The sequence below is a fragment of the Roseateles sp. P5_E11 genome (assembly GCF_054049355.1).
The window spans coordinates 1-20,170 of sequence record NZ_JBFUMO010000012.1 but is presented as its reverse complement, the minus strand read 5'-3'; the positions used below and the strand labels follow the sequence as shown (position 1 = coordinate 20,170).

Genomic DNA, 20,170 nt, shown 5'->3' with positions numbered 1-20,170 from the left:
CAAGATCAGGAGCCAGCCATGACCACCCGAGAACACATCATCACCAACATCAAGGTCGACCTCGTCGTGAATACCAAGGACGATCTGCGCCGCATCGTGTTCGGGCTGGAGAAGGTCAGCGACGACAACGGCCTGCCGACCTGGACCATCCACTTCAAGCTGTTCCGCCGCGATGACAAGGCCGTGGCCTACGGCGAAGCGCGTGTGAGCCTGGACGTGGTCGTCGACAAGGAATTGCACAGCAAGGCCGCCGCCACAGCCACCAACGGCCTGACCGCCACGCAGGCCGCCTTCCTGGCCGGCCCGGCGTCCAACGCGGCGCTCGCGAGCCAGCAGCCCGGCGGCCCAGCGGCCGATGCCACCATCCAGCGCACGCTGATCAAGCGGTGAGGCGCCCGCCACTGGGCGCGTGCTGGGCGCTGTCCCTGCCCGCCCTGCTGGCGCCCGCCGTCGTCAGCGCCGGCCCGCAAGCCGGGCAGGCTGCGGTGGTCGTCGGCAATGCCTGTCCGGCCAACGGCGCGTTGGGCGGCATGCCCATCCATGCCGTGGACGTGCAGACGCCGCTGGCCTTCCTGCCCTGGATCCGCGCGGACCTGAACCAGGCGAAGGCCCTGGCCGAGCCGCTGCGCGGCACGCCCTACAGCGCCAGCCAGGTCACGGCCGTGTGGAACCAGATCGCGGCGCTGCCCTTCGCCAACCTGGATGTCGAGGCCCGTGTCGGCGGCCGCGTGCTGCCGGTGATGGTCAGCTGCACGCCGCAGGGCCTGGACCTGGTGTTCTTCGTCTACGCCATCAAGGCCTCCCTGTCGGTAGGGCTCACCTGGGAGTCGCGCCAGCGCGAGACGGCAGCCCCGGAGCGCCAGTCCGGGCAGGAGGCCTTGCGGCCAGGCATGCGCCTGCAACCGCGCCTGGGGTACCGGGCCGGCGAGGGCGCAGGCGCCGGGCTGGCGGCCCTCTACAACCGCAGCGGTGCCGGTGCCGATGCCTATTGGCGCTCCCTCGCCGTCGATGCCTACGCCAGTGATCGGCTGCGCGACGTGGCGCTGGCGCTGGAGGGAGGGCGGGAGCACAGCGACGGCATCTGGGCCCACACGGCCTGGCGGCTGGGCTATGCCGACAAGTCGGTGCCCGCCAAGTCCGTGTCGCGGCTGGGGCAGAACAACCTCGAGGCCCAGGCCTTCGCTCAGACGCATCCGCTGGGCAGCTGGGCGTTGGCGCTGCGCCTCGGAGCGGCGCTGGACGCCGGCCAGCACCGCAGCCGCGGCCAGGACGACCCCGCCGCAGGCCTGGTGGCGGACCAGCGCTACCAGTCGCTCAAGCTGATGGCCGGCACCACGGCACGGCTGGCGCGACAGAGCCTGGCCGCGAGCTATGCGGTCGAGTTCGGCGCCGGCAGCGGCGGCGCGGGCCTGGACTGGGTCAAGCAGATCGTCGACATCGCCCATGAGGGCCGCTGGCTGGTGGCCGACCATCGCAGCCTGTCGCTGGAGACGCGTCTGACGCTGGGCCATCTGCGCGAGGCAGGCCTGGTGCCCCACGGCGCGCGCTTCTTCGCCGGCGGGCGCGAGCAGCCCTTCATCGGCGGCGAGGAATGGCAGATCCGCGCGGCGCCGCTGCTGCGCAGCCTGGGCACCAATGCACTGGCCGGCAGCGCCGCCAGCCCGGGCTATCGGCGCTTCTCGGCCCTGAGCCTGACGGCGGCGCTGCCGGTGTTCAACCAGCCCCTGGTACCGGCCGAGGCCTACCGCGACGCCCAGGTCCGCGCTGCACTGAACGGCCAGCTCGACTCCGCCGTCGGCGGCCTCGCGGCGGACAACCGCACCACCCTGCCGACCTATCTGCAGGCCATTGCGCAACTGCCCAAGGTGCAGCAGACCCTGGGCGCGCTGGATGGTGCCGTGGCCGCCGTGCAGCCCCCTGCGGGCAGCGCCGACAGCGATGCGTTCGCCGCCTGCAAGGGGCAGCTCGCGCAAGCCCAGGACGAGATCACCCAGGTGTTGCAGGAGTCCAGCCTGACGCAACTGGGCCTGTTCACCGAACTGCTGCCCGGTGAAGACACCGCCAACACCCTGGGGCAGGTGGTGGCGCTTTGCGTGGACGGCTTCAACGCCGGCCCACGCAACCCGCGCGTCACGCAGCAAGGCGCCGTGCTGCGTGCCGACATCGAGCAGCTGGCGCGGTGGTTCGCGGCGGCCGATCCCAAGCTGGCCGAGCGAGACGCGCGCCGCGAGATCGAACCGGTGCGCCATATCGTCGACACGCTGATGGATGAGATCAATGTCATCGCCATCAGCCCGCTGCTGATGCTGGACGCGGTGAATCTCGGCCCGCGCCTGAGCGGCCCCCGTACCCGCCTTGCCGTGGGCACGGGCCTGCGCGTGACGCTGGTGGACAGCGTGGATTTCAGCCTGGGCTATATGGCCAACCTGCGCCGCCAGACCGGCGAGGCACGGGGTTCGTTCTTCGTGACGATGGAGTTCAAGGACCCGTTCTGATCCCGGTCCTCGCAGTACAGGACGGGCGCCGGCGTCAGCGCCGCGCGGCCACCCAGCGCCATGCACGTGGCAGCAGCAGCACGGCGGCCAGCACCACCAGCAGGCCCACGGACAGCGGCCGCTCGATGAAGACGCTCCAGTTCCCGCTGCCGATGGACAGTGCATTGCGCCCCTGGGCCTCGGCCAGGGGGCCGAGGATCATGCCGACGACGATCGGCGCGGTCGGGAAGTCGAAGCGCCGCATGGCGACGCCCATCAGCCCCAGGCCCAGCATCAGGAAGAGATCGAAGGCGCTCTGGCGCATGCCGTAGACGCCGACGGTGGCAAAGATCAGGATGCCCGCATACAGCTGCGGCCGCGGGATCTTCAGCAGCTTCACCCACAGGCCCACGAGCGGCAGGTTCAGCACCAGCAGCATCACGTTGCCGATGTAGAGCGACGCGATCAGCGCCCACACCAGGGCCGACGACGTGGTGAACAGTTGCGGGCCGGCCTGGATGCCGTAGTTCTGCAAGGCGCTGAGCAGGATGGCCGCGGTGACCGATGTCGGGATGCCGAGTGTGAGCAGGGGCACGAGGGTGGCCGTCACCGCCGCGTTGTTGGCGGCCTCGGGGCCGGCCACGCCCTCGATGGCGCCGGTGGTGCCGAACTCTTCCTTGTGCTTGCTGAGCTTGCGCTCGGTGGCATAGCTCAGGAAGGTCGGGATCTCTGAGCCACCCGCGGGGATGGTGCCAAACGGGAAGCCGATGAGGGTGCCGCGCAGCCAGGCTGGCCAGGAGCGCCGCCATTCCTGGCGCGTCATGTGCACGCTGCCCATCTTGTTGAGATCGGTGGTGCTGCGGCCTTCGTAGAGGGCCAGGTACAGCGTCTCGCCCACCGCAAACAGGCCAACCGCGACGAGCACGGTTTCGATACCGTCCATGAACTCCGGCACGCCGCCGGTGTAGCGCACCTGGCCAGTGATCTGGTCCAGGCCGATCAGGCCCAGGGCAAGACCGATGAAGAGCGATGTCATGCCGCGCAGCGTGCTCTTGCCCAGCACCGCGCTGACCGTCGTGAAGGCCAGCAGCATCAACAGGAAATACTCCGGCGGGCCGAGGGTGACGGCGAAGTCTGCGACGAGGGGTGCGAACAGCGTGACGAGCACGGTGGCGATGGTGCCGGCCACGAAGGAACCGATGGCCGCGGTGGCCAGGGCAGCGCCGGCGCGGCCGCTCTTGGCCATCTTGAAGCCTTCCAGCGCCGTCACCATGGTGCCGGTCTCGCCGGGGGTGTTGAGCAGGATGGAGGTTGTCGAGCCGCCGTACATCGCGCCGTAGTAGATGCCGGCGAAGAAGATCAGCGACGCCGTCGGTTCCACCTGGGTGGTGATGGGCAGCAGCATGGCCACCGTCACCGCGGGGCCCAGGCCCGGCAGCACGCCGATGGCCGTGCCGATGACGCAGCCGAGGAAGGCCCACATCAGGTTGATGGGCGTGCCGGCGGTGGCGAAGCCGCCGAGCAGTTGGTTCCAGAGATCCATCATGGTGTTTTCCTCACAGCCAGCCGCTGGCCGTCAGGCCGGGCAGGTTGATCGCCAGCAGCTTGGTGAAGAGCCAGAACACCGGCGCCGCGATGCAGATGCCGGTCGCAAGATCCAGCAGGCCACGCTTGATTGCGCCGCCCGTCTTGCCTTCCGAAATTCGCAGGCCGCGCACGGCGAATGCAAAGCACAGCGCGCAGGACAGGATGAAGCCCAGCGTCGTGATGAGGCTCGCGTTCAGGATGACGCCAGCGATGACCCAGGCGACGGCCTTCCAATCGCCACGCTCGGCACCCGACGGCGCCTCCATCTCGCGGTAGCCCCCTGTGCGCGCCTCCCAGACAAGCCAGGCGCCGCAGATCATCAGCACCACCGACACCAGCCAGGGCAGGGCGTTCGGCCCGACACCGGCATAACCGGCCTCCGACGAGATGAAGGTCGCGCCGTAGGCCATCACCGCGCCGATCAGCAGGGTGCCGACGCCGACGAATGTCTGGCCGTTGGAAGAGGAATTGCTGCTCATCAGCGATCCTTGTGAATTCGCGGCAGCGCCGCGTGAATTTCGGGCCGAGCGCCGGGCCGCTCCCAAGCCGGCCCGCGGGCGATATGTTCGCGGCTCAATGCCGCGGACATCGCCGTCCCCTCGGGGGCTGAGGCCGGACACGATAAGCCCTGTGGGCTTGTCGTGCCTGCCGAAGAGCTGCGGCATTGCCGCAGCGCGGTCTGCAAGACCGACCAGGCTTGCCGGCGTTCAGCCGGCGCAAGACTGGGCGAGGGGCTAAATCATCCCCGACTTGACCATGATCGCCCGCAACGTCGCGAACTCGCGGTCGACGAAGGCCTCAAACTCGGGGCCGGACAGCAGTGCCGGCGTCCAGCCGTTCTTGTCGATGGACTCCGCCCAGCTCTTGCTCTTGGTGGCCGCGACGACCATGTCCGTCAGCGCCTTGCGCTGCTCGGGCGTGATGCCGGGCGGCGCGTAGACGCCGCGCCAGTTGCCGATCTCGACGTCGATGCCCAGCTCCTTGAGCGTCGGCGCATTCAGGCCCTTGATGCGGGTCGGCGCCGTGACGGCCAGCGCGCGCATCTTGCCGCTCTCGAGATAGGGCTGGAACTCGCTGAAGCCGCTGCCGCCCACCGTGACGTTGCCGCCCAGGATGGCCGCCACCGCCTCGCCGCCGCCGCGGAAGGGCACGTAGTTGATCTTGGCCGCGTCCACGCCGACGTCGCGCGCGATCATGGCCGCGGCGACATRCTCGGTCGAGCCGCGCGAGCCGCCGCCCCACTTGACGCTGCCGGCGTCCTTCTTGAGCTGCTCGACGACGTCCTTCATCGTCTTCAGCGGCGATGCGGCGTGGACGACGTAGACGTTGTATTCGCTGAGCAGCCGCGCAATCGGCGTGGCCTGGGCCAGCGTCACCGGCGGCTTGCCGGTGATGATGCCGCCCAGCATGACGGCGCCCATGACGATGAGGGAGTGCGGGTCGCCCTTGCTGGCGTTGACGAACTGCGCCAGGCCCAGGGCGCCGGCGGCGCCGCCCTTGTTCTCGAACTGCACGGAGGACGCGAGGCCCGCGTCCTGCAGTGCCTTGCCCAGCGCCCGGCCGGTGGTGTCCCAGCCGCCGCCGGGGTTGGCCGGGATCATGAGCTTCATGGGCACGCCGGCGGCGTTGGCCTGCAATGGCCAGGCGCCGGCTGCGGCCAGGGCCGCCAGGGACTTCAGGAAGGTATCGCGACGCATTGCTTGTCTCCTTGTCGTCTCGGGGCGTATCCCGCCCCGGCATGATGGCCGAGCCCCTGCGGATGAGGAAGCGGCCGGTTTTCTTTTACAGCCCGCATGGTTGACGACGAGGCTGTCAATCCGCTGTCCATGGCCTCGGGGTAAACCTCAGCCCCTGTTTCACAGCGCCGCGGTGCTAGCCTGCAGTCCAGTGACAGGGAGAAATTGGCGGTGCGTGAGTCTCTGCGCGGCCTGCCATCAAGGCGCAAGGCGGAGCCGGGTGGGGAACCCGGCGAGCACTTGCAACGCCGAGGGCAGGCCGCGCAGRGACTCACCCTCCGGGCAGGGGGCTGGCCGGGCCTGCTGCGTTGTTGCAGCCCTGGCCAAGGCGGCCAGCCTTGGCTGCGTGCTGCGCCTAGCCGCCGGCCCGGCCAGCCCCCTGCGCACCGTCAATTTTTCCCTGTCACTGGACTACCCATGAAGCTGCTGGTGATCGAGGACAACGCCGCGATGCAGACGACGCTGCAGCGCTCTTTCGAGCGGCGCGGCTTCAAGGTCGTCATCTGCGACGAYGGCGCGCGGGCGTTGAGCCGCTGGCGCGCCAGCGTGCCGGACGTCGTGCTGCTCGACCTGTCCCTGCCGGGCCAGGATGGGCTGGACGTGCTGTCCCAGGCGCGCGCCGAGGGGTTGACGACGCCGGTCATCATCATCACGGCCCGCGGCACGCTGGGCGACAAGATCCTCGGCCTGAACACCGGCGCCGACGACTACCTGCCCAAGCCCTTCGACCTCGACGAGCTGGAGGCCCGCATCCGCGCGCTGGTGCGCCGCCAGGGCCAGGCCAGCGAGGCCCGGCCCGCCGACGCACCGAGCTTCTGCGGCCTGCGCGCCGATGCCCAGAGTGGCGCCGTCTATCACCAGGGCCAGCCGCTGGACCTGGCGCCGCGCGAGGCCGCGCTGCTGCGCGCGCTGCTCGTGGGACCGGGCCAGGCGGTGGCCAAGGACAAGCTCTTCGAACTGGTGTTTGCGGACGCGGCGGATGCACTGCCCGATGCGATCGAAGTCGTGGCCTACCGGCTGCGCAAGCGACTGCCACCAGGAAGCGCCAAGCTCGTGACGTTGCGCGGCCTGGGCTACCTGCTTCAGCCGGACGACTGAGTCGCCTCCGATGAAGCGCCTCGCCGCCCTGTCCATGCGCGCCCGCCTGCTGTGGGGCATCCTGCTGCCCGTCGGCCTGCTGGTGGCCATCAACACGTTCAGTCTTTACCGCGAAACGCTGCGCGCTGTCGACACCGCCTACGACCGCACGCTGCTGGCGTCGGCCAAGGCCATTGGCGAGCTGCTCGGCGTGGCGGGCAGCGGCGAGCAGGCGCGGCTGCTGGCGCCCGTGCCGTATTCGGCACTGGAAGCCTTCGAGACCGATGGCCGCAGCCGGCTCTACTTCAAGGTGCGAGGCTTCAAAGGCGAGCTGGTCTCGGGCGACGAGGACCTGCCCGACTGGACGGGCAAGCTGCCCGACCAGGGCGCCTACCAGGCGCTGGTGGACTTCTACGGCGCGCGCTTCCGTGGCGAGCCGGTACGCATGGCCGTGCTGCTGCAGCCGGTGTCTGGCCAGACCGGCATGGGCCTGGCGACCATCCAGGTTGCCGAGACGCTGCACCTGCGCCGCGGCCTCGCGCGCCAGGTCTTGCTGCACACGCTGTGGCGCCAGGCGCTGCTGCTGGCCGTCATCGCCATCGTCGTCTGGGCCGTGGTGCAGCGCGCCACCCGGCCGGTGCGCGAGCTCAGCGCCGCGCTGCGTACGCGTGACGCGGACGACCTCAGCCCGCTGCAGGCGCCTGGCCTGCCCGTCGAGCTGACACCGCTGATCGTCGCCACCAACGAGGCGCTGGCACGACAGGCGCGGCTTCTGGAGCACCAGAAGCGCTTTGTGCGCGACGCCTCGCACCAGCTGCGCACGCCGCTGGCCGTGCTGAAGGTGCAGGTGCAGTCCGCCCGCCAGGGTGATGTGGAGCCGCTGCAGGCCCTGGCCGAAATCGACACCACGGTGAACCGCGCCACCCAGCTCGCCAACCAGATGCTGGCCCTGGCGCGCGCCGAACAGATGCGCCAGCCGGGCGAGGCCATGCCGACGCAGGACTGGGCCGAGATCACGCGCGCCGTGGCCCTGGACCTGGCGCCGCTGATCGCCAAGCAGGGCCTGGACTTCGACATCCACACCGAGCCCGCGGCCGTCGAGAGCCACGAGTGGGCGCTGCGCGAGCTGACGCGCAACCTGCTGCACAACGCCATCCAGCACACGCCGGTGGGCGGGCGGCTGGCCATCGCGCTGTCGCTCGACATGGGCATGGCGCAGCTGTTGATTGCCGATGGCGGGCCGGGGCTGACGCCGCAGCAGCAGGAGCGGCTCTTCCTGCCCTTTGCCGTCGGCGATGCCGGCAAGGGATCAGGCCTGGGGCTGGCGATCTGCCTGGCCCTGGTTCATTCCCTGGGCGGCCAGATCGAACTGGTCAATCGGATGGAAGGTGCGCGCGTGTCGGGCCTGGACGCCCGTGTGCGGCTACCGCTGGCTGATTCGCCGCGCGGCCACAAGGCCTGAACTCGGCTCAGGCCTCCAGCGTCTCGTGAAAGGCTGCGGCGCCGGCCTTCCAGTAGGCCGCCACCTTCAGCGCTTCCTTGGGCAAGCCCTTGGCCACGAGCAGGGCCCGCACCGAGGCCATCGCGGACGCTTCACCCGCGGCCCAGGCGAAGCCTTCGCCATCGGGAAGCTTCAGCGCGGCGACGGCGGATTGCAGCGCTTCGGGGCTTTGGACCCAGTTCACTTCCGTCTGCGCACGGCCGGTAAACAGCCGGCGGTCCGCGGCGTCGCCGACCTGCAACACCGTGATGACGCGCGCCTCGGGCGGCAGTTCTTCCAGGCGGCGATGCACCGCTGGCAGGGCGGAGTCGTCACCGATCAGCAGGTGCCAGTCGTAGTCGGTCGGGATGATCATCGAGCCTCGGGGGCCGCCGACCCTGAGGTGTTGGCCAACCGCGGCCTGGCCGGCCCAGTCGGAGGCGGCGCCGGCGCCGTGCAGCGCGAACTCGATCGTCAGCTCGCAGCGCTCGCGGTCGAACGATCGCGGCGTGTAGTCGCGGCGATCCGTTTCACCGAAGAAGAGCTTCACGTGGTCGTCAAAGGAGTCGGACCGGAAGCTCGCCAGGGACTCGCCGTGCAGGGTCACCGAGACGAAGTGTGGGCTGAGCTGCTCGACGCGGCTGACTTCGAGGTCGCGCATCAGCAGCTCATGGCGAACGCGTTGGATGCGGCGCACGGGCGCCGTGGTGGGGTCGGACATGATGGGCTGGAACATTGGTTGATAATGTCATCCATCATGCGCAAACAAGTTGATATTGTCAACAATAAGGGCAACCTCGCCGAAGAGGTCGTGGAGAGCGTTCACTCGGTCATGCACCGGTTCCGCTCGCTGCAGTTCCAGGCGCTGAAGGACGCCGCGCATGACCTGAGCCACATGGAGGCCAAGACACTGGGTTTCTTTGCCTCTCGCCCGGGCGCGACGCAGAGCGAGCTGGTGCAGCACTCTGGGCGCGACAAGGGCCAGGTGGCGCGTTTGATTGCGGGCTTGCGCGAGCGTGGCCTGCTGGAAGCCAGCGCCGATGCGGCCGACAGGCGCAGCGTGCACCTGCAGGTCAGTGCGGCGGGCAAGGCATTGCAGCAGCAGGTGCGCAAGCAGGCTCAGCGCGTGTCGGCCCAGGCCGTCAGCGGGCTGGACGAGGCGGAGTGCCAGCAGTTGCTGGCGCTGCTGGCCAAGCTGCGCGAGAACCTGGAGGCGCCCGGCGGCTGAGCTGCCTCAGCCGGCGGCCTTCTCGAGCGCCAGGGCGGCATCCACCGCCGCGAGCTCGGCATCGGTCAGCGGCGCCGCCGCGACGATGCCGAGAGCGTCGTCGATCTGGCCCAGCCGGCTGGCGCCGACCAGGATGGACGTCATGCCGGGCTGCCTCAGCACCCAGGTCAGGGCCAGTTGAGCCAGCGTCTGCCCACGCGCATCCGCCAGTGCCTTGAGCGCGCGCAACGCCGCCAGCCGCCCCGGCGTGATGTCGGTGGGCTTCAGGAAGCCGCCCAGGGCAGCGCGTGAGTCGGCAGGGATGGACGAGAGGTATTTCTCCGTCAGCAGGCCCTGGGCCAGTGGCGAGAAGGCGATGCAGCCGATGCCTTCTTCGGCCAGCACCTCCAGCAGGCCGCCCTCGACGTGGCGGTCCAGCATGCTGTAGCGCGGCTGGTGGATGACGCAGGGCGTGCCCAGCCGCCGCAGGATGGCGCTGGCTTCGCGGGTCTGCGCGGCCGAGTAGTTGGACAGGCCAACGTACAGCGCCCGCCCGCTGCGCACGGCCTGGTCCAGCGCGCCCATCGTTTCTTCCAGCGGGGTGTCGGGATCGGGGCGGTGCGAATAGAAGATGTCGACATAGGGCAGGCCGAGCCGCTTCAGGCTCGCATCCAGGCTGGCGAGCATGTACTTGCGCGAGCCCCATTCACCGTAGGGGCCCGGGTTCATGCGATAGCCGGCCTTGGTCGAGATGATCAGCTCGTCCCGGTGGGCCTGCAGGTCCTCGCGCAGCACGCGGCCCATGGTCAGCTCGGCCGAGCCCGGCGGCGGGCCGTAGTTGTTGGCGAGGTCGAAGTGGGTGATGCCGCGGTCGAAGGCGCCCAGCAGCATCGTGCGGGCGTTGTCGTAACGGTCGACGTCGCCGAAGTTGTGCCACAGGCCGAGCGACAAGGTCGGCAGCAGCAAACCGCTGCGCCCGCTGCGGCGATAGGGTTGGCGGTCGTATCGCGAGGAATCGGGCGTGTGGCTCATGCGAGATGGAGGGCGCGAGGCCGCTGAAGATGGCGGTGAAGGCAGGAGCGGGATGGTAGTCGCCGCTTCCTCAGGCGTGCGCTGCTTCGAGCGCCTGCACGAGCGTCGCCGCGGCCCGGGTGGGCGCGGGGTCGTGGCGGTAGATGCAGGCGAAGCTGCAGTCATACCTCAGCTCATCGACGGACACGGCGCGCAGGCGGCCGGCGTCGACAAAGGGATGGGCGTAGTGGTCGGGCAGGAAGCCAACGAAGCAGCCGGTCAGGATCAGTGTGGCGACGCCTTCCTGGTCGGACGCCGTGGCCGCACGCTCCAGCTTTTGTCGGTGCGTCAGCACCAGGTTGGGCGAGTGGTAGCCCAGGCCCGCCAGTTGCTGGCCTCTCAGGTCCGCCCAGCTCCAGCGGTGGTCGGCCTTGAACCAGGGGTGGCTGCTGCCGGCGTAGAGGTGCATCTGCTCGCCGAACAGCGGCCGGTAGGCCAGGCTCTCCGACCTTCGATGCTCCGGGATGACGCCGACCTGGAACTGACCCGACAGTACGCCCTGCTCGATGTCCGTGATGGTGCCGACATGGATGTGCAGCTTCACGCCCGGCGCCGTCTCGTTGAACTGCGCCAGCGCGCGGTCGATGTGGCAGGCGGGGTTGCTGACGGTCTTCTCGAACAGCGCCAGGTGCAGCTCGCCGCCGATCTGGTGGTGGATCTCTTCCAATCGGGCGCGGAAGTCGGTGGTGGCGGACAGCAGTTGCAGCGCCGCCGCGTAGAGCTCGGCGCCCTCGGCCGTCAGCGCAAACCCGGCGCGGCCGCGGCGGCACAGCACGAGGCCGAGGCGCTCCTCCAGGTCCTTGATCTGCCGGCTGATGGTCGGCATGCCGACGTTGAGCTCCAGCTCCGCCGCCGCCATGCCGCCGCATTCGACGACGGCTTTGAAGACCCTGAGCAKGCGCAGGTCGACGTCTGCAATCTGGCCGGGAAGACGCGCGTCGTTTGGTTTCATCTGGCGGCAAGTAGACATGGCGATGTTGTCATTGTCTACAAGCATTGGCCCGGGCACGATGCGGCGCAAACCACTCGCACGAGCAGCCATGACTCAGACCGCCGACCGACCCGCAGGATGGATGGACGCCCACTGGATGCCCTTCACCGGCAACCGGCAGTTCAAGGCCAACCCCCGCATCCTGACCGGCGCCGCCGGCGCCTACTATCGGACCGACGACGGCCGGCAGATCTTCGACGGCCTGTCGGGCCTGTGGTGCACAGGCCTGGGCCACGGGCGAACGGAGATCGTCGACGCCGTCAGCCGCCAGGCGCGCGAGCTGGACTACTCGCCGGCCTTCCAGTTCGGCCACCCGCTGTCCTTCGAGCTGGCCAACAAGATCGTCGAGAAGATGCCTGCGGGGCTGAACCGCGTGTTCTTCACCGGCTCGGGCTCGGAGTCGGCCGACACGGCGCTGAAAATGGCGCGGGCCTACTGGCGCGCCAAGGGCCAGGCCGGCAAGACGCGGCTGATCGGCCGCGCCAAGGGCTACCACGGCGTCAACTTCGGCGGCATCTCGGTCGGCGGCATGGTGGGCAACCGCAAGACCTTCGGCCAAGGCATCGAGGCCGACCACCTGCCGCACACGCAGCCGGCCAACGGCAGCTTCTTCAAGGGCATGCCGCCGCAGGACGGTGCGATGGGCGCGGCCCTGGCCGACGACCTGCTGCAACTGATCGCGCTGCATGACGCGAGCAACATCGCCGCCGTCATCGTCGAGCCGTTCTCGGGTTCGGCCGGCGTCGTCATCCCGCCGGTCGGCTACTTGCAGCGGCTGCGCGAGATCTGCACGGCGCACAACATCCTGCTGATCTTCGACGAGGTCATCACCGGCTTCGGCCGCGCCGGCGCGTGGACGGGCGCCGAGGCCTTCGGCGTGACGCCCGACATCCTGACCGCCGCCAAGCAGATCACCAACGGCGTGCAGCCGCTGGGCGTGGTCGTCGCCAAGCAGGAGATCCACGACACCTTCATGGCCCAGGGCGGGCCCGACTACATGCTGGAGTTCCCGCACGGCTACACCTACTCGGCCCACCCCGTTGCCTGCGCGGCCGGCCTCGCCTCGCTGGACCTGCTGGAGCGTGAGCACGCGCTGCAGCGCGTGAAGGAGCTGGCGCCGATGTTCGAGACGGCCGTGCATGGCCTGAAGGGCGCCAAGCATGTGGCCGACATCCGCAACTTCGGTCTGGCCGCCGGCATCACCGTCACGCCGCTGCCCGGCGAGCCCGCCAAGCGCCCCTTCGACATCGCGATGGCCATGTACGCCAAGGGCTTCTACGTGCGCTACGGTGGCGACACCATCCAGATGGCGCCGCCCTTCATCAGCACGCCCGCGGAAATCGACTCTCTGGTCTCCGCTTTAGGCGACTGCTTCGACGCGACTCTCTGAACTTTTACTCCCAAACATCCCGTGATCACCCATCTCATAAACGGCCAGCAGGTCGACGGCGGCAGCCGCTCGGCTGACGTCTTCAACCCCGCCACCGGCAAGGTCGGCGCGCAGGTCCGCCTGGCGGACCGTGCCACCGTCGAGTCGGCAATAGCCGCCGCGCAAGCCGCCTTCCCCGCCTGGCGCAACACGCCGCCGCTCAAGCGCGCCCGCGTGCTCACCCGCTTCAAGGAGCTGCTCGAAGCGCATGCCGACACCATCTGCCGCCTCATCACCGACGAGCACGGCAAGGTGCTGGCCGACAGCCTGGGCGAACTGCAGCGCGGCATCGAGAACGTCGAGTACGCGACCTATGCGCCCGAGCTGCTGAAGGGTGAGCACAGTCGCAACGTCGGCCCGGGCATCGACGCCTGGTCGGAGTTCCAGTCGCTGGGTGTCTGCGCCGGCATCACGCCGTTCAATTTCCCGGCCATGGTGCCGCTGTGGATGTGGCCCATGGCCGTGGCCTGCGGCAACACCTTCATCCTGAAGCCGTCCGAGCGCGACCCGAGCAGCACGCTGTTCATCGCCCAGCTGGCCCAGGACGCCGGCCTGCCGCCGGGCGTGCTGAACGTCGTCAACGGCGACAAGGAGGCCGTGGACACGCTGCTGACCGACCCACGCGTGCAGGCCATCAGCTTTGTCGGCTCGACGCCGATTGCCGAATACATCTACGCCACCGGCACCAGGCACGGCAAGCGCGTGCAGGCGCTGGGCGGCGCGAAGAACCACGCCGTCGTCATGCCCGACGCCGACATCGACAACGCCGTCACGGCGCTGATGGGCGCGGCTTTCGGCTCCTGCGGCGAGCGCTGCATGGCCATCCCGCTGGTCGTCGCGGTGGGCGATGCGACGGCCGATGCCGTGCGCGAGAAGCTCATCGCCGAGATGGCCCGCATGAAGATCGGCGCGGGCCGCGAGGCCGGCTGCGACATGGGGCCGCTGGTCACGAAGGCGCACCTGGAGAAGGTGCGCGGCTATGTGGACCAGGGCGTGGAAGAGGGGGCTGAGCTGATCGTCGACGGCCGCGGCCTGACGGTGGCCGGGCATGAAGCCGGCTATTTCCTCGGCCCCTGCCTGTTCGACCGCGTGACGCCCGGCATGCGCATCTACGAGGAAGAGATCTTCGGCCCCGTGCTTGGCATCGTCCGCGTGGACAGCCTGCAGGCCGCGATGGCGATGATCGATGCGCATGAGTACGGCAACGGCACCTGCATCTTCACGCGCGACGGCGAGACGGCGCGGCACTTCACTGACCACATCCAGGTCGGCATGGTCGGTGTCAACGTGCCGCTGCCGGTGCCGGTGGCGTATCACTCCTTCGGCGGCTGGAAGCGGTCGCTGTTCGGCGACCTGAACGCCTACGGCCCGGACGCGGTGCGCTTTTACACGCGCCGCAAGCAGATCACTCAGCGCTGGCCGTCGTCGGGCGTGCGCGAAAACGCGGCGTTTGCGTTTCCGTCCAGCAAATGAGGCCGCCGGCGTGTGCCGACACTGCGCGCTACATCGGCTTGAACCGGGGTTGGAAGCTCTGGCTCACCGGCAACCTTGTCTTGCCGTCCTTGAGCAGCACTTCCATGCTGCCCAGGCTGCGATCCACGCGAGCGACGTGGGCCACGTTGATGACGACGGCGCGGTGAATCTGCCAGAACTGCTCCGGGTCGAGTTGCTGCAGCAGTTCGCGCAAGGACAGGCGCAGCAGGTATTCGCCTTCCGCGGTGAAGGCGCAGGTGTACTTGTTGTCGCTGCGGAAATGGCTCACATCCGCCACCATCACAAGGTGCAAGCGTTCGCCCTGTGAAGCCTGCAGCCAGCGCAGCGGCGCGCTGGGCACGGCAGGGGCGCTGGATGGCAAGGAGGGTGGCGCCCACTGCTGCAACCAGCGCGCGAGTTCGGCCGGAGGCAACTGCAGACGCTGCTGCAGGCGCTGCACCGTCTCGCGCAGGCGCTCGGTGGCCAGCGGCTTGAGCAGGTAGTCCACCGCGCCCTGGTCGAAGGCGGTCACCGCGTGTGCGTCGTAGGCGGTGACGAAGACGATGTGGCACAGGCCCTTGATGCGCCGCGCCAGTTGCAGGCCGTCCAGCCCAGGCAGGCGGATGTYGACGAAGACGATGTCGGGCCGCAGTTCCAGCACCAGGGCCAGGCCGCGTTCGCCGTCCTCGGCCTCGGCCAGCACTTGCAGCTGTGGCCACAGCTCGGCTAAGCCTTCGCGCAGGCGCTGGCGTGGCAGGGCTTCGTCTTCGATCAGGAGGGCGGTGGGGTGMTTCATCGGGTCTCGGGGGTGTTCCAGGGCAACTCGATGCGCGCGCACACGCCGCCGGTGGATCGCTGTTGAACACTCAAGCGCGCCGCCTCGCCGTACAGCCCGGCCAGGCGATCACGCACATTAGCCAGGCCCAGGCCCTGGCCCGTGGCCGGCCCCGCCGCAGCGGCCTGCAGGCCGGCGCCATCGTCGCGCACCTCCAGCACGAGGCGCTCGCCCTCGAGTCGGGCATCGAGTTCGATGCGGCCACCTTGCGGCTTGGGCTCGATGCCGTGGCGCACCGCGTTCTCCACCAGCGTCAGCAGCATCAGCGGCGGCAGCGGATGCTCGTTGCAGCCGGCTTGCGCCTCCAGGCCAAAGCGCAGGCGCTCGCCCAGCCGCGTGGCCATCACCGTGAGGTAGGCGCTCGCCAGCTCGAACTCGCGCTCCAGCGTGCTCATGGGTTCGCGCAGCGAGGGCAGGGCCAGGCGCAGGTAGTCGTGCAGCTCACCGAGAAAGCGCTCGGCCGTGGCCGGCTGGCTGCGGATGAGCTGCTGCAGGCTGGCCAGCGCGTTGAAAAGGAAGTGCGGCTCGACCTGGGCCTGCAGCGCCTTGAGTTCGGTCAGGCTGACCTGGCGCGACAGCTCGGCCATCGCCGCCGTCTGCTCGGCACGCATCAGCCGCAGCGCCAGCGCCTGCTCGTCGCGCCAGCGCCACCAGCGCAGTGGCAGGTGCATCAGCAGCGCGAAGCCGAAGGCCGGCAGCCAGGGCCGCCACATCGCCAGCGGGTTTTGCCATTGCGCCAGCTCGATGGTGGGCAGCAGCAGCGTCCCCACCGCCGAGCCCAAGGCGGCGGCCGCCGGCACCGCCACGGGCCACCAGCGCCAGTTGAGCGTGAACCAGGCAGCGCTGTAGGCCAGCCAGAGCTGAGCGGCCAGGGGCAGCCAGCGCGCATGGGGCCAGTACCAGCGCAGCAGGACCCAGGCTGCCCAGAACAGCAGGGCGGGGAGAAGGGCGCGGCGCAGTGACTCAGTCCAGCGTGGCATTTTTCAGCGGCGCCGGTGGCTGCTTTGCCGTTTCGGCCAATGCCTGCGCATGGAAGCGCCGCGCTCGCTCCAGGTCGATGCCGATGGGTGTTGTCGTCGGCGCCACTTCAGGGCCGACAACCTCGAAGCGCAGGCCACGCGCCCAGACCTGGCCTTCGCCCACCAAGCCCAGACCTAGGCCGAGGTGTGTGGCTTCGGCGGGCACGTCCAGCACGACGCTCATGTCGTGCCAACCGCCGTCAGCCGGTACGGCGATGCCCCTGGGAAGCGGCTTTTCCCCACCGCTGCCGGCAGTCGTGACGCCGCTCAAGTCGCCGAAGCCCTCGCCGAGGTAGAGGCCGGCCCAGCCGCGGACGGCCTCGGCTCTCAGCTCGCCGCTGAAGCGGACCCGCTTGCCGGCATAGCCCAGCACCGATTGATGAGCGGAGCCGGCGCTGATGGGTCCCAGTGTTTTCGGGTAGACCGAGCGGATCGTCAGGGTCGGCACGCCGCCAGCGGCGGGATCGATGCCCACTTCATAGCCGTTCAGCGCGGACGTCTTGGGGTCAGTGGGATAGGACACCTGGAAGGCGTACCAACCCTGTGGCACGTGCGGGCTGGCGGCGTAAGCGCTGAGCACGACGGCGGCCAGCGGCGCGAGCAGGAGGATGCGGAAGTTCATGGCGTTGGTCCTTGACGACGTTGTCGGATTTATTGCAGGGACAGGTTCTGGGGAAGCATGGGTGGCCGGTCTTGCGGCCACGCCCTCAGCATCTGCTGCACGTTCTGGTGCAGCTCCCGTGCGGCGATGGCCGCCTCGACGCCAAAGCGCTGCGTGCTCAACGGCACATCGCGGCCCACCACCTCCAGCCGCAGGCTCCTTGCCCAGACCTGGCCGCTGCCGGCCAAGGCCAGGCCAACACTGACCGCGCCGGGGCCGTCGGCGGGGATGTCGGCCACCACACTGACCTCGCACCAGTCCGGGCAACCGGCTGCGCCCAGTGGCGGCGTCTTGTCGAAGTCCGGGTCGAGGTGTGCGCCGTAGAGAAGTTTGAAGCCGGCGGCCACGACCAGACCGCCCCATCCATCCAGGCCGGCGGTCTTGACCTGGCCGGTGAAGCGCACACGCTGCCCGGTGTAGCCGAGGACGAACTGACCGATGCTGCCGATGTCGCTGCTGGATCCTTTGCCAATGGACTTGACTGTCAGCGCGCGCTGGCCGCTGGCTTCGGTCTCGGGGGCGATGCCGGCTTCATGCGTGTTGCCGTCGGGCCACCGATAGGTGGCACCCGCCATCCAACCGTCGGGCTGGCGCAGCTTCTCGGCGCCGCTGGCGGTCAGCGCCAAGGCCACCAGCGGAATGGTCAAAAGGGCTCGGTAGTCCATCGGTTCTTCCTTTCAGTTGGGAGGGACGACCGCAGTGTGTTCAACCCGTGCCGGCGCGGCCGAGATGATGCGACAAGCCAGCGCTGAGACTGACGAGGCAGCCTGCGCGGCGACGGGCGACTTGGACGCGGGGGCCGGGGCCGCCCTCGTCGAGGGCGCCGCGCGCGTCAGGCCTTCGGCGGGGCGGAGATCCTGTCCAGGAAGTCCGTGTGCGACGGCATGGATGCCACCGTGCGCGAGATCGAGCTGTGCACCGAATGAAGGTGCCGGCGGATCAGCTGCGGGTCCACCAGGTCGATATAGGGGTCGTACCTCTCAGGGTAGACGCCCAGGCCCAGCAGGATCGACGCCCACGACGGCTCGGCAAAGCCTTCCGGCTCGATCACGGCGACACGGCCGGTCTTGCGGAACAGGGCGATCTGGTGCGCGAGATCGTCGGGAATGGGCATGTCGGCGCAATAGCGCCAGAACTCGCTGTCGCGCCGCTCGCCCAGCTTGTAGTGAAGGATGATGAAGTCGCGCACGGACTCGTAGCGGTAGGCCATTTGCCGGTTGAACTCGTCCGCCAGCGCCGGCTGGAATGACTGGTCAGGCAGCATGGCCGTCAGGCGGCTGACGGCGTCCATGATGAGGTGCAGGCTGGTCGATTCCAGCGGTTCCAGGAACCCTGACGACAGGCCGATGGCCACCACGTTCTTGACCCAGCCCTGCTTGCGTCGCCCGGTGACGAAGCGCTGCTGCCGAGGCTCGTCAAGGGCCTTGCCGTCCAGGTGGTCCAGCAGCGTGCGCTGCGCCTCGTCGTCGCTCAGGTAGCCGCTGCAATAGACCAGCCCGTTGCCCGTGCGGTGCTGCAGCGGGATGCGCCACTGCCAGCCTGCCGTGCGAGCGGTCGACCGCGTGTAGGGCGTCATCGGGCCCGCGCGCTCGCAAGGCACGGCCAGTGCGCGGTCGCAGGGCAGCCAGCGGCTCCAGTCTTCGTAGGGCGACTTCATCGCCCCGTCGATCAACAGGGCGCGAAAGCCCGAGCAGTCGATGAAGAGATCGCCCTCCACGCGGCGCCCGTCGCTCAGGTGCAGTGCCGCCACGAAACCATCTTCGGGCCGCGTCTCGACGTGCGTGATGGTGCCCTCGACGCGCTTTGCGCCATGCTTGAGGGCGTACTCGCGCAGGTAGGCGCCGTACAGCGATGCATCGAAGTGAAAGGCGTAGTCGAAGGCATTGGAAGGCGACGACTCGCCGGCTGCCGGTGGCACGAAGCGCATTTGCCGGGCCATCACCGTCGCGGTCGACCATTCTTCGTAGGAGGGGAGTTTGTCTCCCAGGGCCTGCAGGCGCAGCCAGTAGGCCCATAACGGCCGGCTGTGGATGGCCGGGCCGAACCCGCCGAAGCCGTGGAAGAAGCGATGGCCGATCCGGCCCCAGTCCTGGAACTCGATGCCGAGCTTGAAGGTGGCGCGCGTACGGCGGACGAAGTCTGCCTCGTCGATTCCCAGAAGCTGGTTGTAGAACTGGATGGTTGGCAACGTCGCTTCGCCGACCCCCACAGTGCCGATGTCCGCCGACTCCACCAGCGTCACCTCGCAATGCTGATCCGGTTGGTCAGGCCGGCACAGCATCCGCGCCAGCGGGGCGGCGGTGATCCAGCCGGCGCTGCCGCCGCCGACGATGACGATCCGCTGAAGTGGACGATTTCGCACAAAGAGTCTCCAAAAAAAAACAGTTTTGGTCTGTCCGGGAGTTTGCCCTATGTCTCTTTGGTCTTACCAGTTGTACGCTTGGCGCAGGCATCGGAAAGCATTTCTGACAGACGGCGCGGTTCATGGTGCGCTCGCCAGCCTTGGAACAGGGTGACAAAGACGCAACGGGCGGCTTTCTCTCACCGGCCAATAGTTGGTGCAACGACCGAACCAAGTCGCCGTCAGTGAGGCGGGGCGAGCCGATCTCAAGGAGCAGCGTCGCTGCAGAGCAAGTTCTGCAGCCGGGTGCCCAGTTATTTCAGAACAGGAGACATAAAGTGACGAAAAAGATGGTTCCGCAGGCCCGGAAGTTGACCGTTATTGCGGCTTGCGCTTTTCTGGCCTCCTGCGGTGGCGGTGGCGGTGGCGGTGGCGGTGGCGGCTCAGAGGGCCGCTACCAGGTCATAACTCTCAAATATCCGGGTGGCGCCATAGGCGGCACGCTGCTGAATCCCCCGACGACTTTGTCAGCCACGGCCACATCCGGGCTGCCGGTCAGCTTCCGAACCGGCACACCCACCACCTGCACGGTCGCTGGTGACAAGCTGACGCTGGTGGCCGCGGGTGAGTGCCTGGTCATCGCCAGCCAGCCCGGCGGGGCCGGTTCGGATGGCACCCAATGGGCCGCTGCCGACGATGCGAGMCAGCTGTTCAATGTGTTGAAGCATGCGCAGGTGGTTGATTTCACCCCGCCGGACTACGTCCTCAGCGCGGCAACGAAGTCCATCG

The 20,170-nt window shown here is 68.8% G+C and carries 18 protein-coding genes and 1 pseudogene; 8 read left to right on the top strand and 11 right to left on the bottom strand.

Annotated features, from left to right (window positions below):
• The first annotated feature begins 18 nt into the window (after window positions 1-18).
• Together ACXJKR_RS02070 and ACXJKR_RS02065 are read left to right on the top strand one after the other, a co-directional pair.
• Window positions 19-390: a hypothetical protein gene (locus ACXJKR_RS02070; RefSeq protein WP_457320325.1), complete on the top strand. Its 372-nt coding sequence runs from the start codon at window positions 19-21 to the stop codon at window positions 388-390.
• Window positions 387-2,495 (top strand): hypothetical protein, encoded by a 2,109-nt coding sequence (locus ACXJKR_RS02065; RefSeq protein WP_457320323.1) that lies wholly within the window; start codon window positions 387-389, stop codon window positions 2,493-2,495. Before ACXJKR_RS02070 ends, ACXJKR_RS02065 begins: the two co-directional genes overlap by 4 nt.
• 34 nt (window positions 2,496-2,529) lie before the next feature.
• Here the strand turns inward: ACXJKR_RS02065 and ACXJKR_RS02060 are convergent, their stop codons facing one another.
• The 3 genes from ACXJKR_RS02060 to ACXJKR_RS02050 all read right to left on the bottom strand — a co-directional run bounded on the left by ACXJKR_RS02060 (window position 2,530) and on the right by ACXJKR_RS02050 (window position 5,758).
• Window positions 2,530-4,020 carry a tripartite tricarboxylate transporter permease gene (locus ACXJKR_RS02060; protein WP_457320322.1) on the bottom strand — a complete coding sequence of 497 codons (1,491 nt, stop codon included), beginning with the start codon at window positions 4,018-4,020 and terminating at the stop codon, window positions 2,530-2,532.
• A gap of 10 nt (window positions 4,021-4,030) precedes the next feature.
• Window positions 4,031-4,540, bottom strand: coding sequence for a tripartite tricarboxylate transporter TctB family protein (locus tag ACXJKR_RS02055; protein WP_457320321.1), 510 nt, complete (start codon window positions 4,538-4,540; stop codon window positions 4,031-4,033).
• Between the two features lie 255 nt (window positions 4,541-4,795).
• Window positions 4,796-5,758: a Bug family tripartite tricarboxylate transporter substrate binding protein gene (locus ACXJKR_RS02050; protein WP_457320319.1), complete on the bottom strand. Its 963-nt coding sequence runs from the start codon at window positions 5,756-5,758 to the stop codon at window positions 4,796-4,798.
• A 456-nt stretch (window positions 5,759-6,214) separates the two neighbouring features.
• Between ACXJKR_RS02050 and ACXJKR_RS02045 the strand changes: the two genes are divergently transcribed.
• Both ACXJKR_RS02045 and ACXJKR_RS02040 read left to right on the top strand, forming a co-directional pair.
• Window positions 6,215-6,895 (top strand): response regulator transcription factor, encoded by a 681-nt coding sequence (locus ACXJKR_RS02045; protein ID WP_457320317.1) that lies wholly within the window; start codon window positions 6,215-6,217, stop codon window positions 6,893-6,895.
• 10 nt (window positions 6,896-6,905) lie between these two features.
• Complete coding sequence (locus tag ACXJKR_RS02040) at window positions 6,906-8,336, top strand: sensor histidine kinase (RefSeq protein ID WP_457320315.1); 1,431 nt, start codon at window positions 6,906-6,908, stop codon at window positions 8,334-8,336.
• A gap of 7 nt (window positions 8,337-8,343) precedes the next feature.
• On the opposite strand, the gene ACXJKR_RS02035 is transcribed toward ACXJKR_RS02040, so the two are convergent.
• On the bottom strand, window positions 8,344-9,075 hold the full coding sequence (locus ACXJKR_RS02035; RefSeq protein WP_457320313.1) for a siderophore-interacting protein: 732 nt from the start codon (window positions 9,073-9,075) through the stop codon (window positions 8,344-8,346).
• A gap of 36 nt (window positions 9,076-9,111) precedes the next feature.
• On the opposite strand from ACXJKR_RS02035, the gene ACXJKR_RS02030 reads away from it, so the two are divergent.
• Complete coding sequence (locus tag ACXJKR_RS02030; protein ID WP_457320311.1) at window positions 9,112-9,582, top strand: MarR family winged helix-turn-helix transcriptional regulator; 471 nt, start codon at window positions 9,112-9,114, stop codon at window positions 9,580-9,582.
• 6 nt (window positions 9,583-9,588) lie between these two features.
• On the opposite strand, the gene ACXJKR_RS02025 is transcribed toward ACXJKR_RS02030, so the two are convergent.
• Together ACXJKR_RS02025 and ACXJKR_RS02020 are read right to left on the bottom strand one after the other, a co-directional pair.
• Window positions 9,589-10,593 (bottom strand): aldo/keto reductase, encoded by a 1,005-nt coding sequence (locus ACXJKR_RS02025; RefSeq protein ID WP_457320310.1) that lies wholly within the window; start codon window positions 10,591-10,593, stop codon window positions 9,589-9,591.
• A 70-nt stretch (window positions 10,594-10,663) separates the two neighbouring features.
• Window positions 10,664-11,584, bottom strand: a complete 921-nt coding sequence (locus tag ACXJKR_RS02020) for a LysR family transcriptional regulator (RefSeq protein ID WP_457320308.1) — start codon at window positions 11,582-11,584, stop codon at window positions 10,664-10,666.
• A gap of 88 nt (window positions 11,585-11,672) precedes the next feature.
• Here ACXJKR_RS02020 and ACXJKR_RS02015 point away from each other — a divergent pair, with 88 nt between their 5' ends.
• Both ACXJKR_RS02015 and ACXJKR_RS02010 read left to right on the top strand, forming a co-directional pair.
• A complete protein-coding gene (locus ACXJKR_RS02015) occupies window positions 11,673-13,013 on the top strand; it encodes an aminotransferase class III-fold pyridoxal phosphate-dependent enzyme (RefSeq protein WP_457320306.1) in 1,341 nt (446 codons plus the stop codon).
• A gap of 21 nt (window positions 13,014-13,034) precedes the next feature.
• Entirely contained in the window at window positions 13,035-14,525 is a 1,491-nt protein-coding gene (locus ACXJKR_RS02010; protein WP_457320304.1) for a CoA-acylating methylmalonate-semialdehyde dehydrogenase, read from the top strand.
• A 28-nt stretch (window positions 14,526-14,553) separates the two neighbouring features.
• Here ACXJKR_RS02010 and ACXJKR_RS02005 read toward each other — a convergent pair whose 3' ends face one another.
• From ACXJKR_RS02005 to ACXJKR_RS01985, 5 genes are all read right to left on the bottom strand, one after another.
• Window positions 14,554-15,321, bottom strand: coding sequence for a LytR/AlgR family response regulator transcription factor (locus tag ACXJKR_RS02005; RefSeq protein ID WP_457320303.1), 768 nt, complete (start codon window positions 15,319-15,321; stop codon window positions 14,554-14,556).
• Window positions 15,318-16,340 (bottom strand): sensor histidine kinase, encoded by a 1,023-nt coding sequence (locus ACXJKR_RS02000; RefSeq protein WP_457320301.1) that lies wholly within the window; start codon window positions 16,338-16,340, stop codon window positions 15,318-15,320. The genes ACXJKR_RS02005 and ACXJKR_RS02000 overlap by 4 nt, the downstream gene beginning before the upstream one ends.
• The gene (locus ACXJKR_RS01995) at window positions 16,324-17,001 is read right to left on the bottom strand and encodes a hypothetical protein (protein ID WP_457320299.1); all 678 of its coding nucleotides are present in this window, start codon (window positions 16,999-17,001) and stop codon (window positions 16,324-16,326) included. The genes ACXJKR_RS02000 and ACXJKR_RS01995 overlap by 17 nt, the downstream gene beginning before the upstream one ends.
• A gap of 29 nt (window positions 17,002-17,030) precedes the next feature.
• A complete protein-coding gene (locus ACXJKR_RS01990) occupies window positions 17,031-17,705 on the bottom strand; it encodes a hypothetical protein (protein ID WP_457320297.1) in 675 nt (224 codons plus the stop codon).
• Window positions 17,706-17,872: 167 nt separating this feature from the next.
• A complete protein-coding gene (locus ACXJKR_RS01985) occupies window positions 17,873-19,402 on the bottom strand; it encodes a tryptophan halogenase family protein (RefSeq protein ID WP_457320295.1) in 1,530 nt (509 codons plus the stop codon).
• Window positions 19,403-19,524: 122 nt separating this feature from the next.
• Between ACXJKR_RS01985 and ACXJKR_RS01980 the strand changes: the two are divergent.
• Window positions 19,525-20,170: pseudogene (locus tag ACXJKR_RS01980) on the top strand (hypothetical protein); the annotation flags it as partial.